Origin of the sequence: Rivularia sp. PCC 7116, assembly GCF_000316665.1 — a bacterium.
Taxonomy (GTDB): Bacteria; Cyanobacteriota; Cyanobacteriia; order Cyanobacteriales; family Nostocaceae; genus Rivularia.
The window spans coordinates 6,605,001-6,622,481 of the sequence record NC_019678.1 but is presented as its reverse complement, the minus strand read 5'-3'; the positions used below and the strand labels follow the sequence as shown (position 1 = coordinate 6,622,481).

16 protein-coding genes and 1 rRNA gene (1 of these 17 cut by a window edge) are annotated in these 17,481 nt (G+C 36.7%); 13 read left to right on the top strand and 4 right to left on the bottom strand.

Annotated elements, in window-relative coordinates:
* Positions 1–67: 67 nt before the first annotated feature.
* The 9 genes from RIV7116_RS25550 to RIV7116_RS35240 all read left to right on the top strand — a co-directional run bounded on the left by RIV7116_RS25550 (position 68) and on the right by RIV7116_RS35240 (position 8,380).
* The gene (locus tag RIV7116_RS25550; protein WP_015121219.1) at positions 68–1,045 is read left to right on the top strand and encodes a hypothetical protein; all 978 of its coding nucleotides are present in this window, start codon (positions 68–70) and stop codon (positions 1,043–1,045) included.
* Positions 1,046–1,586: 541 nt separating this feature from the next.
* Positions 1,587–1,925, top strand: a complete 339-nt coding sequence (locus RIV7116_RS25545; RefSeq protein WP_015121218.1) for a cation:proton antiporter subunit C — start codon at positions 1,587–1,589, stop codon at positions 1,923–1,925.
* Positions 1,922–3,367, top strand: coding sequence for a cation:proton antiporter (locus RIV7116_RS25540; protein ID WP_015121217.1), 1,446 nt, complete (start codon positions 1,922–1,924; stop codon positions 3,365–3,367). The genes RIV7116_RS25545 and RIV7116_RS25540 overlap by 4 nt, the downstream gene beginning before the upstream one ends.
* Complete coding sequence (locus tag RIV7116_RS25535) at positions 3,346–3,735, top strand: Na+/H+ antiporter subunit E (protein WP_015121216.1); 390 nt, start codon at positions 3,346–3,348, stop codon at positions 3,733–3,735. The genes RIV7116_RS25540 and RIV7116_RS25535 overlap by 22 nt, the downstream gene beginning before the upstream one ends.
* Positions 3,732–4,010, top strand: a complete 279-nt coding sequence (locus RIV7116_RS25530) for a hypothetical protein (protein WP_015121215.1) — start codon at positions 3,732–3,734, stop codon at positions 4,008–4,010. The genes RIV7116_RS25535 and RIV7116_RS25530 overlap by 4 nt, the downstream gene beginning before the upstream one ends.
* Positions 4,007–4,288, top strand: a complete 282-nt coding sequence (locus tag RIV7116_RS25525) for a monovalent cation/H(+) antiporter subunit G (protein ID WP_015121214.1) — start codon at positions 4,007–4,009, stop codon at positions 4,286–4,288. Before RIV7116_RS25530 ends, RIV7116_RS25525 begins: the two co-directional genes overlap by 4 nt.
* On the top strand, positions 4,278–4,856 hold the full coding sequence (locus RIV7116_RS25520) for a DUF4040 domain-containing protein (protein WP_015121213.1): 579 nt from the start codon (positions 4,278–4,280) through the stop codon (positions 4,854–4,856). The genes RIV7116_RS25525 and RIV7116_RS25520 overlap by 11 nt, the downstream gene beginning before the upstream one ends.
* Positions 4,856–5,521, top strand: coding sequence for a Na(+)/H(+) antiporter subunit B (locus RIV7116_RS25515; protein WP_015121212.1), 666 nt, complete (start codon positions 4,856–4,858; stop codon positions 5,519–5,521). The genes RIV7116_RS25520 and RIV7116_RS25515 overlap by 1 nt, the downstream gene beginning before the upstream one ends.
* Before the next feature lie 681 nt (positions 5,522–6,202).
* Positions 6,203–8,380, top strand: a complete 2,178-nt coding sequence (locus RIV7116_RS35240) for a DUF3137 domain-containing protein (RefSeq protein ID WP_015121210.1) — start codon at positions 6,203–6,205, stop codon at positions 8,378–8,380.
* Positions 8,381–8,426: 46 nt separating this feature from the next.
* On the opposite strand, the gene argS is transcribed toward RIV7116_RS35240, so the two are convergent.
* Together argS and RIV7116_RS25500 are read right to left on the bottom strand one after the other, a co-directional pair.
* Positions 8,427–10,187, bottom strand: a complete 1,761-nt coding sequence (argS, locus tag RIV7116_RS25505) for an arginine--tRNA ligase (protein WP_015121209.1) — start codon at positions 10,185–10,187, stop codon at positions 8,427–8,429.
* A 436-nt stretch (positions 10,188–10,623) separates the two neighbouring features.
* The gene (locus RIV7116_RS25500; RefSeq protein ID WP_015121208.1) at positions 10,624–11,319 is read right to left on the bottom strand and encodes an SIMPL domain-containing protein; all 696 of its coding nucleotides are present in this window, start codon (positions 11,317–11,319) and stop codon (positions 10,624–10,626) included.
* Between the two features lie 97 nt (positions 11,320–11,416).
* Here RIV7116_RS25500 and RIV7116_RS25495 point away from each other — a divergent pair, with 97 nt between their 5' ends.
* The 3 genes from RIV7116_RS25495 (at position 11,417) to RIV7116_RS25485 (ending at position 14,033) form a co-directional block, all read left to right on the top strand.
* Positions 11,417–12,397: an alpha/beta fold hydrolase gene (locus RIV7116_RS25495; protein ID WP_015121207.1), complete on the top strand. Its 981-nt coding sequence runs from the start codon at positions 11,417–11,419 to the stop codon at positions 12,395–12,397.
* Positions 12,398–12,427: 30 nt separating this feature from the next.
* Complete coding sequence (locus RIV7116_RS25490; RefSeq protein ID WP_015121206.1) at positions 12,428–13,402, top strand: endonuclease/exonuclease/phosphatase family protein; 975 nt, start codon at positions 12,428–12,430, stop codon at positions 13,400–13,402.
* 79 nt (positions 13,403–13,481) lie between these two features.
* On the top strand, positions 13,482–14,033 hold the full coding sequence (locus tag RIV7116_RS25485) for a Uma2 family endonuclease (protein ID WP_015121205.1): 552 nt from the start codon (positions 13,482–13,484) through the stop codon (positions 14,031–14,033).
* Positions 14,034–14,116: 83 nt separating this feature from the next.
* On the opposite strand, the gene nadC is transcribed toward RIV7116_RS25485, so the two are convergent.
* Complete coding sequence (gene nadC, locus RIV7116_RS25480; protein WP_015121204.1) at positions 14,117–14,983, bottom strand: carboxylating nicotinate-nucleotide diphosphorylase; 867 nt, start codon at positions 14,981–14,983, stop codon at positions 14,117–14,119.
* A 38-nt stretch (positions 14,984–15,021) separates the two neighbouring features.
* Positions 15,022–15,447 carry a VOC family protein gene (locus RIV7116_RS25475; RefSeq protein WP_015121203.1) on the bottom strand — a complete coding sequence of 142 codons (426 nt, stop codon included), beginning with the start codon at positions 15,445–15,447 and terminating at the stop codon, positions 15,022–15,024.
* Positions 15,448–16,091: 644 nt separating this feature from the next.
* Here RIV7116_RS25475 and RIV7116_RS25470 point away from each other — a divergent pair.
* A 16S ribosomal RNA gene (locus tag RIV7116_RS25470) occupies positions 16,092–17,481 on the top strand (it continues 97 nt past the right edge of the window).

The window sequence follows — 17,481 nt, the reverse complement described above, 5'->3', positions numbered from 1 at the left end:
AAACTCTGCGCTCCTCCGCGTTTACCTTTGTGTCCCTCTGCGTTTAAAATATAATTTCAATATTCACATGAACCCCTCAACAACCCAAATCCTCGCAACTCTCGAAGTTTTACTACAAGAAGAAATAATCTGTCGTCTTCCTTCTAACCACACATCAGAATGGCAACCTTTCTATTGGGAATCTTCCGTCAAAGGAAACTTTCATTTCATATCTCTACTTTATTCCCAAGGTTGGATGAAAAATACCGACATTGAAATTGCTATTAATAATTGGTGGGAAATAGAAGAAATCGGTGTCCCCACACTGGATGAATATTGTTCTTATGCTGAATGTGTTTTTGAAGATGAAGAAGATGAAGTAGATAGAAAATCCCCACAATTTCAACAACGCAAAAATTATTACAAGCAGCTATCAAAATTATTAAAATCAAATTTATACGATTTAGAAGTTTATGAATTTAGCTGTTCGGCTGAATATTCTTGTTTTGCCATAGTCGGACAACTACTTGATAATGAAAACTGGATTTGCGTTACTTCTACCGTTCCTCAAGAAACTCCTGAATTTAACGATATTATAATTACCGAAAATAATATAGAAGCATTTGTAGCTCAACCAAAAACCGATTTAGAGTCTAAAATTGATAAAATTCTCGAATCCTTAACACCCGTTTTGACTTACGGACATTATGACGGTGGTTACGAACAAACTTATCACCATCAAATTCTTTATCAAACCGCTTCTACCAAACAAACAGCACTTCAAAATGCTTTAATTAAATCCGAATTTCTCCAAATTACTGAATTTAAAAGCTTTTACCCGGACGAACGAGAATATCTTTTTCAAAGCTTCGGTTCTGAAGAAGAAGGAGAAGAAATATATCAAAAATACCAGCATTTAAATTATTTTCTCAAAGCTAAATTTCCAGAATTAATACTATATGCATTCCGTTTTTGGGATTATACACAACTATTCATAGTCGGTGAATCCACAGAAAACGACCGAGTTGGTTTGAGACTAACCAGCAAATTTGATTACAATCCCTAATTCCTATAAGTTCCGATTTCACCTTTATTTACGGTTACTGCATGACACAATATAACGATTCTAATCCCGAACTACATGTATCGAAGCGTCACGCACCCTAAGATATCTTATTATTAATTTTCAATTTCCTATGCCCAATGCCCAATGCCCAATTCCCTTGCAAAACCAATTCCTTGCCTTGAACGCCTCTTACCATTTATTCTATATATAAGTCATTAATCAATTCTTAAGAAAAAGGTGAAGTATAAAAATCAATGCGTAGAACAATAACTTCCTGCGAATACAAGTATGCTTTTATTAGCGGTGTTTTACTCAAAAATTATATCTATAGAGAGATGTAAAATTCTTTAAACACGCTCTATCTCAAACCAGAGCCTGCTCTTAGCAAAGCATTTGTATTATTAGAACTCGATTAAAAGTTATTTTAATTGAAGGTTTTTCGTATATCTATTACCCAGGATATACCGGAACTCTATAGAGAAAAGATAATACATTACCTAGAAAATAAATATAACTAAACTTTACCTAAAAAGCAAATATTGTGTTAGAAGCCTGTATCCTTGCAACGGTATTATGCGGATTTTTCGGAATTATCTTTAAAAAAAACCTGGTGATGAAAATCGTGGCTATGGATGTCATGAGTACGGGAGTAATTGCTTATTATGTGGCGATCGCTTCTCGGAATGGTTTATTTACGCCGATTTTTTCAGGTGTGGCAAATCGTACTTATGCAGATCCAGTTCCCCAAGCGGTGATTTTAACAGCAATTGTCATTGGTTTTTCCATTCAAGCGCTGATGTTAGTAGGTGTAATGAAGTTGGCTAAGGATAATCCGACTTTGGAAAGTAATGAAATCGAGAAAAACAATACCCCATCATGAATACTATTACCATCGTTTGGGCAACCCTACCGTTTTTTTTAGGTTTCACCATCTATCTTATTCCCAAACTTGACCGCTATTTAGCTTTGTTGGGAACATTTGCTTCTTTCGTTTATGCGTTAATACTATTCATACAACAGTCACCTTTAACGTTAGAGCTATTAGATAGTTTTGGGGTAACTTTAAGCGTCGATGAATTGAGCGCTTACTTCATATTGACTAATGCTTTAGTAAGTGCTGCTGTCATTTTATATTGTTGGCGTAGCGATAAATCAGCTTTTTTCTATACTCAAGCTATTGTCGTGCATGGCAGCGTTAACGCAGCATTCGCCTGTACGGATTTTATCAGTTTATATGTCGCTTTGGAAGTCAGCGGAATTGCTGCATTCCTACTGATTGCCTATCCCCGTACAGATCGTTCGATTTGGGTTGCTCTGCGCTATTTGTTTATCAGCAATACAGCTATGCTGTTTTATCTAATCGGCGCTGTGCTGGTATATCAAGCCAATAATTCTTTTGCCTATGCTGGCTTAAGTAAAGCGCCACCAGAAGCATTGGCATTAATTTTTGTCGGACTTTTGGTTAAAGGAGGAGTTTTTGTTTCGGGTTTATGGCTACCTTTAACTCATTCGGAATCCGATACTCCCGTTTCGGCTTTGTTGTCGGGGGTAGTTGTGAAAGCTGGGGTTTATCCGTTAATTAGATGTGCGTTGATTGTCGAAGAAATAGATCCCATTGTGAGAAGCTTTGGAGTTGCAACTGCTTTTTTGGGGGTTATATATGCTTTATTTGAAAACGACACCAAGCGGATATTAGCTTCGAGTACAATTTCGCAATTAGGTTGGATTCTCGCTGCTCCTTTACAAGGAGGATATTACGCTTTAGCGCATGGTTTAGCAAAAGCAGCGCTGTTTTTGACTGCGGGTAATTTACCCAGTCGCAATATTAAGCAATTGCAGTGGCAACCCATTGATACTCCTACTTGGGTTGTTTTGGTTATAGCCAGTCTTTCTATATCCGGTATGCCTTTGTTGACGGGATATAGTGCAAAAGTTTTGACAATGAAGAATTTATTGTCTTGGCAGGAAATTGCGATGAATATTGCTGTTGTAGGAACAGTAACGGTATATGCCAGATTTATTTTTTTACTTCGAGGGGAAGGGCAAAAACCAAAGCCGGGATTCTGGGCTGCGATTGTTCTTTTGTTGGGTTGGTTAATTACAGCTAACGTTCTTTATCCCCAGGCTTATAGTTTGGAGAGTATTCTCAAAGCAGTTGTAACTATAGCTGTTGGTTGGTTGCTGTATTGGTTGATATTTAAAAGTACCTCTTTGAAATTACCTCGGGTACTTGAGGAATTCGAGCATCTTATTGGTGTAATGAGCCTAGTTACAGTTGTACTATTTTGGATGGCATTTTCATGGTTGGGAATTTCATATTAAGACTTGCTATTTGGTTTTTGCTTACATCCGATTTGAGTCCAGCAAACATCATTATCGGTGTAATTATTGCGCTAATTTTACCTCGCGGTTATCCATCCCGAGAAAAATTAAAAGATTGGTTAACTGTATTAGGAAAAATATTGTTAGCCATTCCCCAAGCTTATATTGAAGCTTTTGAAATTATTATTCGTCCCCACAATTACGAAGATGTAATCTTAGAGGAAATACCACCAAATCGTTCTGCAAGACTAATATTTTTAGATATCTTTCTCATTACCTTTACTCCAAAAACAATCGTTTATAAATACCGCAAAGATGGCTGGTATGAAGTCCACCGGGTGTTACCAAAAAAGGCTATTAAATCATGAATTTAACTTTTACTATAGACTTAAATATTGTAATTTTAATTTCCATGCTAATAGCTTTATCAATACCTATCTACGAAGCATGGAAAGACGAAAATATTTGGCAAACTATGCTGGCATTTGCCAGTATTTCAACTAAAACAGCCATGATTGCTTTAGTTGTATCTGTATTGCGAGATGATTGGATGGTTGGGGTAGTTGCCGTAATTATCCTCAGCGTAGGTGATGCCGGAATAATGTTATTAGCACATATACTCAAACGTTTAAGAGAAACATGATAAATATACTTAGCTATGTACTTATAAGTATCGGAATTTTCTTTTGGTTTTGGGGAACTTTCCCTTTGATGGGGAAACGTTCAGTTTTATTCAAATTACACAGTCTTTCCGTCGCAGATACTCTTGGTTCAATTGCTATTGTTTGCGGATTGCTGTTGAAAAAAACCGCAGAATGGCCTTTACTTGTTCTTGCTATTATTACCTTAGCAATTTGGAATACGATGCTTGGTTACGTTTTAGCTTACTGTTCCGGTGAAGGAGATAGTAATGAACAATAACCTAGATTTTTATCTATATATTATTATTGCCCTACTTCCCTTAACCTCCTGCTTGGTAATATTTCAAGTTAATCCCTACCATGCATTAGCTTTAAGAGGAATTTTAGGTGCGATCGCTGCTTTGGTATATGCAGTTTTAGGTGCTGCCGATGTAGCTTTAACCGAAGCTTTGATGGGTACTTTATTAGCAATTACTTTGTATGCAGTTGCAGTACGCTCCTCTTTAGTATTGCGTGTGGGAGTACTTGCAGATGCAGTCCATCATCTAGAAACAGAACCAGCTTTTCTGGAATTAACCGCTGACTTCCGAAAGATTTTAAATCAGCGTCACATGCGGTTGGAATTAGTTCCTTATAACGATATCAACGCTTTACAGCGAGCTTTAACCGAAAAAGAAATTCACGCAACCTGTACTCATAATCTAGATTTAGATATACCTCTACGAACCACAATTCGTATCCAACGTATTTACGATATCTTGCGAGCCGAGCTTACATGCCCCAATACGGTTTTGAGCTATGCAAATGTAATTGATGTAAATTTACTAAGATTGGAGAAACAACATTGATGAATAGCAAATGGATTTACGTAATAGCTGGATTAGCGCTGTTCGTTAAAATGTTGCTCGTATCTAATCCAGAGGCAGATTCTTCAATTTCTATTGTTCAGGCTGTGGTACAAGATAGCGGAGTACCTAACGCAGTATCGGGAATCATCTTTCGGAATCGGCTTTACGACACCATTTTTGAAGTAGTGGTATTTACAATTGCCATCATGGGAGCCACCTATATGCTGGCTAACGAAAGACCATTTTGTGCAATTTATCATTTCAGCGACAGACCTTCAATAATATTAGCTAGATTGGGTGCAACAATTGCAGCCTTAGTAGGAATTGAATTAGCAATTCGCGGACATTTAAGTCCCGGTGGTGGTTTTGCTGCTGGAGTAGCTGGTGGTACAGCAATTGGTTTGGTAGCGATTACCTCCTCACCCGAATGGATGCAGTCACTTTATAAAAAATGGCACGCTTCTAAATGGGAGAAGATTTCTGTATTGATATTTATTGTCTTGTCTGTAATTAAGCTGTCAGGATTTGAACTACCTTTTGGTGAATTCGGTACCTTATTTAGTGGTGGAGTTCTGCCATTATTGAATTTCTTGGTTGCAATCAAAGTAGCTTTAGGTTCTTGGGCAGTGATTTTAACCTTTATTCACTATCGAGGGATATTGTAATTGGGAATTGGGTATTGGTAATTGGTAATTGTAGGGTGCTGTGACGCTGCGATAAATTTTTTACGTAGTTATTAATTTTCTCGCGTCACGCACCATCTGTAGCTTATGGGAATAACCATCATCTCTCTATCTATTCTTTTTCCTCTGCTTAGTCTGCGTACTCTGCGGTTTTTTCTTTAATAATCTTCTATCAACAACCGAGCATTATCAAAAATCAAATAATCAAAAATCATAAAAAATACTAATTCTAAACCCACATCAAGCGTTATTTTTGTCAACTACATAGAAAAAACTGGCGAATAAAGTATTTTTAATAACTACTTTTAATCAAACATTTTCCGATGTAATGATGTATCGATTTAGTTTTTGGACATCAGAAAATATCTATATCATCGGTGAAGCAAAAAATGGCGATCGCGTTGGTATTTATATCGAAAGTAGCTTCGTTTATAATCCCTAAATCTAAGTAATTATCTAACAACAACCACAAATTATAAAGACATAGCACTGCTACATCTCTACATTTAATTGCGTAATTACACCCTTATAACGTCAAAATAACACTTCATATAATATTAATATAAAAACCTAATTTATTTGTTCGTAGTAAGGGATATATCCCTTTAGTTACCATCTAAATTCATATTTATCTATTTAATTTAAAATCAAGCTTTAATAATCATGTCATCTACCTTAAATACACTTATCGAAGGTGTAAGTGAAATTCAGCGTGGAAATTTTTCTACTGCTATAGAATTATTAGAAGAATATTGTCAAAATTATCAAGCAGATTCCGAAGGTAACTACTCGGAATACATTTACGCTCAACAGCACATAGTTAAAGCTTACGGTTATCTTGGAGACAAATCAAAAGCAATTGAGCGTACTAAAGAATTAGCAATCAACGGACATCCTCAAATCAAAAAATGGGCTAAACGAGTACTTGCTTATCTGTCTCCGGAAGCTTATCAATCGCTCCCCCAGGAAGTAATTGAAGGTGACAATCAACCCCTTTGGGATAGTGAATCTGCAAAACTGGTTTTACATTCAGTAAATGACTATTTAGAATTCGGAAGTAATTCTCATGTTGTAGAAACTTTAGAAACAGCTTGCGAAAATCTCAAGTTTAATACCAAAGAGCATTTATACGCACAAGTTTTATTAATTGAAGCTTACCACTCCAACGGACAATCAAAAAATGCAGTCGCACTTTGCAATCAACTGCTCAACAGCAAGCATTATGTAACTAGATTACTTGCAAATCAATATTTATTGTCTTTATCAAAACATCAATGGATAAGAAAAAGGAATTCGGAAAAAGAAACAGAATTATTAACTTCTACACAAGCATCGGTGATTTATCAACAAGGATATAATGCGTTGATAGATAAAAATTACGCTGAGGTATTTGAAATATTTGAACAATATTGCGAAAAAACTTTACCGGGAACTAGTGAATATCTACAAGCTAGTAAATATTTAATTCATTTTTATCAAAATAGTGGAGAGCTAGAGCTAGCTATTTCGCTCTGTATCAAGTTAATCACGAGTAAAGATAAACTCAGTCAAAGATGGGCTAAAGAATTATTATATACCGATTTGTTTCGCGAACATCCACCTGAAAATCTTATTGAAACCCAGATTTTACCTTTACCAATAGAAAGTGTTGATAAATCATCTTCCGTAGATAAACAGTTTCAAGATTCAACTCAAAAGCCTGTTTCTAAATTATTTCGCTTAAGAACACTTGATGAATTTGAGGAATTTTATCAGCACAACTTACTTAAAGTTTTAAAAATATTTGAAGCTCGACGTAAGCAAGCAATCGCAACAATCATAATTTGTAATATTACTGCTCTTGCAATCCTATCCTTTATTCTTTTATATCCTTCGTTAATTTATTTTTTCCTTGTCTTCATATTTGCTACATTGTACTTGTTATTTTATCAGTCTACTTTTAAAGCTTTTACTTATAAGTTTGATGATAATCTAATTCACAAAATATACGAATTTATTGATACAGATAAAAATTTAACCAAATCAGTCGTATACTCTGATGAAGATAACAGCCTAACTCTTGCCCATCTAGCTAACAGTCAACTTATAAATGATTTTTTTGAACCTAACTACATCGAGCAAAATAATTTAATAACTGGAATCATAAATAATGTAGATATTAGGTTGTCAACAGTTGACATTAGTTCTAATACTATTCAACCTTGGAATAAAGTTTTTAATATCACTAGAAACCTAGATGCTATCGCATCAGTACCGATAATTTCCGTTTTAGCAGCAATATTATTGTTTACTCTTCGGCTACTTAAGGGAATACCCTATATATTTACTCGAATGGTAAACGGTAAAAACTTGAATTTTCAACGTTTTAAGATTGAAATATTAGAAAATAAAAATTACAGTCATCAAGTATTTACAGGTTTATTTTTCACTGCCAAATTAAACAAAAAATCGCAGCCAATAACAGTAATTAAACCAAAGTTACCAAATAATGCTATAAACTTGCTAGATGACGAAGAAAAGCAACTTGTGGAAATTGATAATTCAGAATTTAATTATTTATTTTCAGTGTACAGTGAAGACCAAATACAAGCAAGAAGAATTTTATCAAACAGTTTAATAGAAAAACTTGTTAGGTTTCATCAAAAAACTAACAAAAATATTTATATTTCTTTTGTTGGTAAGATGATATACGTTGCCATAGAATATCCAGAAGGAATCTTTGAACCAAACTTATTTAGAAGTATACTCAGATTTGCACCTTTACGGAAGTATTTTGAAGCGATTCAGTTAATACTGAGGATTATAGAAGAGATAGATAAGTCAGTAAATACTGGTATTTAAGAAACCCGGTTTCTTGAAGAAACCGGGTTTATAAATTCGCAAATTACTACATCCTTTCCAAAACTTCAATTCCCAACAAATTTAAACCTAATTTCAAAGTTCTCGCTGTCAAATCGCATAATGCTAACCGCGACGTTTTAATAGGTTCTTCCGATTTTAAAACCGGACAATTTTCAAAGAATTGGTTGAATTTTTCACTCAATTGATAAAGGTATTCACACAATCGATTTGGAAGTAATTCTTTTTCAACTTCAGCAATAACTTCATCTAGCTGTAAAATATGCTTTGCTAAAGTGAATTCTGCTTCTTCCTTAAGCACTATTTTGATATTTTCACCCAAGTTTTCATAGTCAATATCACCTTTTCTACTGATACTTTGAGTTCTCGCGTATGCGTAAAGCATATAAGGTGCGGTATTACCTTTAAGCGCAAGCATTTTATCAAAGCTGAATTTATAGTTACCAGTACGATTTTGACTCAAGTCAGCATATTTAACCGCACTAATTCCCACTACTTTGGCAACATTTGCAATAAAATCTTCCGTTTCTTCTCTTCCTTCTTCCTCTTTTAATCTTTTTTCCAAATCCTCGCGACACCGAGAAACTGCTTCATCTAATAAATCTCGCAACCTCACAGTTTCTCCAGAGCGGGTTTTTAGTTTCTTTCCGTCTTCCCCTAACACCAAACCGAAAGGTACGTGAACAATTTCTACATCTTCGGGAATCCAGTTAGCTCGATTTGCTACTTGAAAAACTCCAGCAAAATGATTCGCTTGTCCAGCATCCGTGACATAAATTAACCTTTTGGCTTCTTCTTTTTGTATTCTGTGACGTAATGCTGCTAAATCTGTCGTCGCGTAGTTATAACCACCATCCGATTTCTGTACAATTAATGGTAAAGGTTGGCCATCTCTATTTTTAAATCCTTTTAAAAATACAACCTTTGCACCATCGCTTGATTCTAATAATCCTGCTTTATCTAAATCTTCCACTACTTCCGGTAACAAAGGATTGTAAAAAGATTCACCTCTTTCCTCTACCTTAATATCCAGCAAATCGTAAATTACCTGAAACTCCTTCCGAGATTGTTCGCAAAGTAATTTCCAAGCGTGAATAGTATCTTCCGCACCCGCTTGTAATTTTACAACTTCATTTCGCGACTTTTCTTGAAACTCCTCATCTTCATCAAAGCGTTTTTTGGCTTGCTTGTAAAAATTAACTAAATCTCCAATATCCAAAGCATTTGCAGTAGTTAAAGCTGACGGTGAAACTTCCCGGAGATTAGTAATCAACATTCCGAACTGCGTACCCCAGTCACCAACGTGATTCAACCGGATTACATCATGCCCTCTAAATTCTAAAATTCTAGCGATCGCATCACCGATAATAGTAGAGCGTAAATGTCCGACGTGCATTTCCTTAGCAATATTCGGACTAGAAAAATCCACAACTTCCCGCTTTGGCTGCTTTGCTGTGGGTACCCCCAAACGCTCATCTTTTTGAATCGAATTTAACTGTGCTTCGAGGTATGATGTTTGTAACCGTAAATTGATAAAACCCGGACCTGCAATTTCAGGCTTTTCGCAAATATCCGACACATCTAGATTCTCAACAACTTGATTTGCAATATCTCTAGGCTTTTGTCCCAACTTCTTCGCTAAAGATAAAGCCATATTTGCTTGATAATCACCAAACTCAGGCTTTGACGCAGGAACTAAAATTGGGTCAGTATTGGCATATTCATCACCGAAAGCCTTGCCTAGAGCCTGTTTTAACTTTTCTCTTAAATGCTCTTGTGTAGCGTTCATATGTAATTTTCTCTTAATCTTACTGTTTACTCTTCTGCAATACAAAAAAGCATATTAATTGATTTTAGAACTTCGTAGTTTACTCAAAATCTTATAATATGACAGATGTATTCTACCGCCTCATATTTCCGATCGCGGTTTGCTTAATCTATATATAGTCACTGGAAATATATCAACTCATCCAGCTTGATAGTAGAAAGCTTGTAGTAGCAAATCAAATTCTTCGTCGTCGTTTCATAATACATAAATGCTACGTATCTGGTTAAAGTGTAGCACGAACTATCATGTTTTTACTGTAGGGTGCTGCGAAATCAGCAGAATTTAAACGTACCGTCAGAAACCCGGTTTCTTTTTGATTTCACAATGAAATAATCATGCTTTCACCACGAGAAACCGGGTTTATTTGGGCTTCTTGAGAATAGTGCAACATCTTAGATTAATCGAAATCAGCAGAATTTAATTTTACTGTACTTTCAGATAATGAATTAATCCCAAAAATTACTCGATATCGAACCGTTATCTCCCGAGTAGCATTTTCCAGATGTCTATAATTTGCATCACTCTTCGACGATGCTGCTGTAACTACTATATCTTTTAACTCATCACTATAAACTTCTGATTCTCCGACAATTGGAGAAAGTTGTTCAATTTGGATAATATTCTCAATCTCAGTATTTGCCGATTCTAATAACAGCTTTGCATGAGAGTAAGCATTTTTGATTGCTGCTTTTTTGGCTTCTTCCTTTATTTTTAAACTTGCATAAAATACAGGGTGATGCATATCTAAGGTAAACGAATAGCGCGGTTTTTTGAATAATTTCTCTAAGGTAGACACACCCTGGATTAAACGAGAAATATCGGCACAAGAAACAATAATTTTCTGTTTTGCTTCCTGTCTGATTCTTCGACGATTTAAAGAGCGTTCTCGTACATTCATTCCTGCTTCTTTTAATTCATATTCCTGTAAACCATTTGATAACAAACTTTCAATACAGAGATTGCGTAGAATAGTCACTTCATTTAAAGGAATTTTCGTTCTATTTGTCCATACAATTATATTGATATCGGCGATATATTTTTGTACGGTTTCTAAATATTTTGATTCCCCAACTACTTCTATATAAGGTTTCATTTTAATTTCTATTTAACGATACATTTTTTTCATAAATATCTTCTAATTATAGTCACTCTAAGTTATATTGCATAAGAAAACAAAAAATTGTACATAAATGCCTTTACCAATCAATTATCTTATCCTAATTGCAACAACTATCTATCAACTTATAGCAACCTGGATAGAAGATAAACAATCTCCTCCGGGGCAACTTATTGATGTCGGAGGCTATAAATTACATTTATATACTATGGGAAAAGTCAGTCCGACAGTCATATTAGACCATAGTTTGGGGGGAATGGAAGGTTATTTACTTATCGAAGAAATAGCAAAAATTGCACGAGTATGTATCTACGATCGCGCTGGATATGGTTGGAGCGAAAAGAGTCCCCATCAAAGAAGCAGCGAACAAATTGTTAAAGAGCTTGATACTCTTTTAAATAATGCTGGCATTGAACCACCATACATTTTAGTAGGAGATTCCTTCGGAAGTTACAACGTGCGACTCTACGCACATAAATATCCTGAAAAAGTTATCGGAATGGTATTAACAGACGGACTTCACGAAACTGGAATGCTTGACATGTCTTTCAGTTTAACAGTATTAAAGCTTTTCTTTGCTTCTGGATTTTTGATGTCAATATTGGGTTCAATTCTTGGTATTATTCGATTGCTGAAAAATATTAAAGCATTTGAATTTCTAAAGCCAGAATTACGTAAATTTTCTCCAGATAATCTTAATTCAATAAAACGTTCTTTTTGTCGAGCCAAACATTGGATTACAATGACTCAGGAAATATTAACTCTTAATATCAGCGCTCGTCAGGTAAGTAAAGCTAATCAATTTGGAGATTTACCGATTGTTAGTATCAAAGCCGGTTCTTTTTTCAAACCTTCTATATGGACTTTTGCTTTACCGTTAAAAGCTGCGAATCAACTGCGAGAAAAAATTCACGCCGAATTGCTTCAATTATCTAGCAATTGCATTCAGCTACAAGCACCAAAAAGCGACCATTTTGTTTGGGTTGATAGCCCAGAAGTTATTTTGAATGCTATCGAAATTATTTTAAATAAAGTAGGTTATAACAATCAATAGAAAATCCATAATTATTATACTAAATCTCTTATGCGTATTTCTAAATTTATTTCTTGTCTAGCGTGGATTTACCTGATTTTATTCTCTATGTGGATTTTATTGCGTTTCCTTTTCTTCGATAGTTTGTGGTGGCTAGCGTTAATCAACTCTCTAGCTTTATATATTTTTATTCCTTTAATTATATTCTTACCATTTGCGTTGTTATCTCGAAAATGGCGTTTACTTTTTGGATTTTGCTTTCCATTAGGTTTGTTTATTGGTTTGTACAGTTCCTTTTTTCTACCATCTTTATCACCTCCTGTTTCTCAAAATTCACAAACCATAAAAGCGATGACATTTAATATGCTTCGCAGTAATACCGACTATGATGCAATAGTAAAAATGGTAGCTGAGAATAATCCCGATATTATCGGTTTACAAGAAGTAACTCCGCAAGCTGCACCTATATTAATTAAACGTTTTGAAAAAAAATATCCTTATCGAGCTTTTCATCCCGTTGAACTTTCTCATAATGTCGGAATTTTAAGTCGCTTTCCCATTGACAAACTTATTGCTTTACCAGCACCACCAATCGAGCGCGGAATTCAAGTAACCCTTCGTTTAAATAATGGAGAACCCTTAGAAGCAATTGTTGCACATTTGATTCCATTTTATCCCTTGAATAAATTTTATAGATTAGCCCAAAATTGGTATGCTCGTCGAGCTAAGGAAGTATCTTATTTAAGTAATATTGCAAAACAGTATGATGAGCCAGTAATAATTATGTGTGACTGTAACTTTACAGATACCTCAGAAACTTATTCGTTAATGCAAAAAGCGATGAATGATAGCTTTCATCAAGCTGGATGGGGTTTTGGACATACATTTCTAGGAACATTTTTTCCCGTCGGCAGAATTGATTATATTTGGCATAGTAAAAATATTAAAACCGTTGAAGCTTATGTTGGTAAAGGAGGAGGTTCGGATCATCTTCCGTTAATTGCAGAATTGCAGCTTGTAAAATAAAGCAAAGCTTTCATGATTATTTTTAGATAAAATATCATATAGAATGCGATGCAATTGTGGGTTATATGGGAGACTAACTATGACAGTAACTCTAGCCAAATGGACGATAGAAGAATATCACCAAATGATTGAAGCGGGAATCTTTGATAATCGTCGAGTTGAATTACTTAGGGGAGAAATTGTAGAGATGTCACCAGAAGGAGAACCCCATGCTTATTTTAGTACCGAAGCTGGGACATATTTAATTAAATTGCTCGGTGATAAAGCAACAATTCGTCAAGCAAAACCTATTACGCTTCCCAATAATTCCGAACCAGAAGCAGATATTGCTATTGTTAAACCATTAGGAAGGGAATATTTACAACATCATCCCTATGCCGAAAATATTTTCTGGTTGATTGAATATTCCAATTCTAGTTTAGAAAAAGACTTGGAAACCAAAACAAAAATCTATGCTGAAGTCGGAATTATAGAATATTGGGTAATAAATCTCAAAAAAAGACAATTAATTATCTTTAGAGAACCATCTGATGGAGAATACGCTTTCAAATCTACAATCACTGAAGGTACAATTCATCCCTTAGCATTTCCCAATGTAGCTGTATCTGTAGAAATGATTGTAAATAATTAATTCAGTTGAAAATATTAAATTATTTCTGCTAAATAATCCTCCGCCCTCCTTCGCGTCAACCTTTGCCCTCCTCTGCGTTAACACTAATCAATTTTCATACTCAAATCTAACCATTTTGACTGAGTAATCGGCGCACTACTCGAAATATAATCAACTCCAGTTTCAGCTATCGCGCGGATAGTTTCGAGCATCACATTTCCAGAAGCTTCAATTTTCACTTTATTATTGTGCTGACGAATAACTTCCACAGCTTGACGCATCATATCCAGCTTCATGTTATCCAACATAATAATGTCAGCTTGATATTCCAAAACTTCTTTTACTTGTTCTAAATTTTCTGTCTCTACTTCTATAGTCAAAGGATAAGGTATCCGCGAGCGAATTTTATTTACTGCTTTTCCAATTCCACCCGCAGCCGCAATATGATTATCTTTAATCATCACCGCATCATCCAAACCCATCCGATGATTGATAGCACCACCGACTTGAGTGGCGTACTTTTCTAAAATTCTTAAACCTGGTGTCGTCTTACGAGTATCTACAAATAAAGTTGGTAAATCTTCTATTTTTTCCACATACTTCCGAGTCAGCGTTGCAATCCCGCTCAAACTCATCGCTAAATTTAAAGCTACTCTCTCTCCGGTTAATAAAGCATCGAGGGAACCTTTTATTTGAGCTATCACTTTTCCCTGCTCGCAAAATTCTCCTTCCTTCACCAAAGCAGTAAAATCAACTTTTTTATTTAAAAGTTGAAACACTCTTGCCGCAACTGGTAATCCAGCAACTACTCCATCAGCCTTTGCTATCCACCGCGCTTTCCCTTCCGCTTCATCTTGATTTAGAAGACATTGCGTAGTGCGATCGCCTCTTCCTATGTCTTCTCGCAACCACTCTTCAAGGTGACTGTCCAAAATAATAAATGGAGGTAAAACAGCGGTTGTAGTTTCCATGAAAATTACTTTACTTAAAACTTTTGCTTTTCTTATTCTTAAGGTAGTACGAGATTATCCGACTCATCAAACTCAAAAAACGGATTCCATGCAACTTCCCATAAATTTCCGTCAAAATCCGCAAAATATCCGCTGTAACCACCCCAAAAAACTTTTTCGGCTTTTTTGACGATTTTTGCTCCTAAAGCTTCCACCTGCTGCAATACCTTGTCTACCTCCGCTTCATCTTTGGCATTGTAAGCGAGAGTTATTCCCGAAAAGCCATCACCATCCGATTTGATTTTCACATCTTCAGCCAACTTATCTTGCGGATAAAGCGAAAGCACCACACCACCCATCTGGAAAAAAGCAATATTTTCATTACTCGCGCTCGATAGCTTCCATCCCAAACCATCTTTATAGAATTTCAGCGAGCGCTGTAAGTCTTCTACTCCTAAAGTGACTATATTTAATTGCTGTCTCATAAAGCAGTTAGTGGATTAATTAGTTCATCAATACTAAATTATTTCACCTAATGCACTATATATAGTCCGCAAAGGCGATTTTGACTGTGCAGATAGTGTTTCAACCGCCCGTTTAAACCAAAAAACTCTTATATATAGTCTGTGATGAACAACTTTGCTTCTTTAAAAACGGTTTAAAGCGTCTGCTTAATACGTTTAAGCCTAAATTTCTTTCAATCAACCAACTAAAAATCAAAATCCCATAATTGAGATTACCCTCCATGGCTCTCAAACCAATAAACTTCACTTCCACCAAAGGGTTTTTCAAAAAAAATCAAAAAATTTTTATCGCTTAAAACTGTTTTAGCGCAGGGCTTAGAGCGATTTATAAAAAACTAATTTCAAAAAAGATAGAAAAAAGAGTTGACACGAATATATTCTCTCGGTACTATGTATAAGTGCCTGAGAGAGAGAAGCGCGAAACGCCTTCACTTCAAGGGTTCCGAACCAAGAAAATTATATATTTGTTTGAAAGCCAGTATACCATAAAAGGTCTGCGTTAGTAAAGTAATTAACCAAGACTAAGGTTTAAAAATAGTCAGTCAAGGAGAAAGCAATACTTGCTGGTTATGAATGTAACTACGTAATTGATATTGTAATCCATCAAAACGGAGAGTTTGATCCTGGCTCAGGATGAACGCTGGCGGCGTGCCTAACACATGCAAGTCGAACGGTCTCTTCGGAGATAGTGGCGGACGGGTGAGTAACGCGTGAGAATCTGCCTTTAGGTTCGGGACAACAGTTGGAAACGACTGCTAATACCGAATGTGTCGCAAGATGAAAGATTAATTGCCTAAAGATGAGCTCGCGTCTGATTAGCTAGTTGGTGTGGTAAAAGCATACCAAGGCGACGATCAGTAGCTGGTCTGAGAGGATGATCAGCCACACTGGGACTGAGACACGGCCCAGACTCCTACGGGAGGCAGCAGTGGGGAATTTTCCGCAATGGGCGAAAGCCTGACGGAGCAACGCCGCGTGAGGGAGGAAGGCTCTTGGGTTGTAAACCTCTTTTCTCAAGGAAGATAATGACGGTACTTGAGGAATCAGCATCGGCTAACTCCGTGCCAGCAGCCGCGGTAATACGGAGGATGCAAGCGTTATCCGGAATAATTGGGCGTAAAGCGTTCGTAGGTGGTTTTGTAAGTCTGCTGTTAAAGCGTGTAGCTCAACTACATATAGGCAGTGGAAACTACAAAACTTGAGTGCGTTCGGGGTAGAGGGAATTCCTGGTGTAGCGGTGAAATGCGTAGAGATCAGGAAGAACACCGGTGGCGAAGGCGCTCTACTAGGCCGCAACTGACACTGAGGGACGAAAGCTAGGGGAGCGAATGGGATTAGATACCCCAGTAGTCCTAGCTGTAAACGATGGATACTAGGCGTTGTCTGTATCGACCCGGACAGTGCCGTAGCTAACGCGTTAAGTATCCCGCCTGGGGAGTACGCACGCAAGTGTGAAACTCAAAGGAATTGACGGGGGCCCGCACAAGCGGTGGAGTATGTGGTTTAATTCGATGCAACGCGAAGAACCTTACCAAGGCTTGACATGTCCGGAAGTTCTGGGAAACTAGAATGTGCCTTCGGGAACCGGAACACAGGTGGTGCATGGCTGTCGTCAGCTCGTGTCGTGAGATGTTGGGTTAAGTCCCGCAACGAGCGCAACCCTCGTCCTTAGTTGCCAGCACTTCGGGTGGGCACTTTAGGGAGACTGCCGGTGACAAACCGGAGGAAGGTGGGGATGACGTCAAGTCATCATGCCCCTTACGTCTTGGGCTACACACGTACTACAATGCTATGGACAAAGAGCAGCCAGCTAGCGATAGTGCGCTAATCTCATAAACCATGGCTCAGTTCAGATTGCAGGCTGCAACTCGCCTGCATGAAGTAGGAATCGCTAGTAATTGCAGGTCAGCATACTGCAGTGAATTCGTTCCCGGGCCTTGTACACACCGCCCGTCACACCATGGAAGTTGGTCACGCCCGAAGTCGTTACCCTAA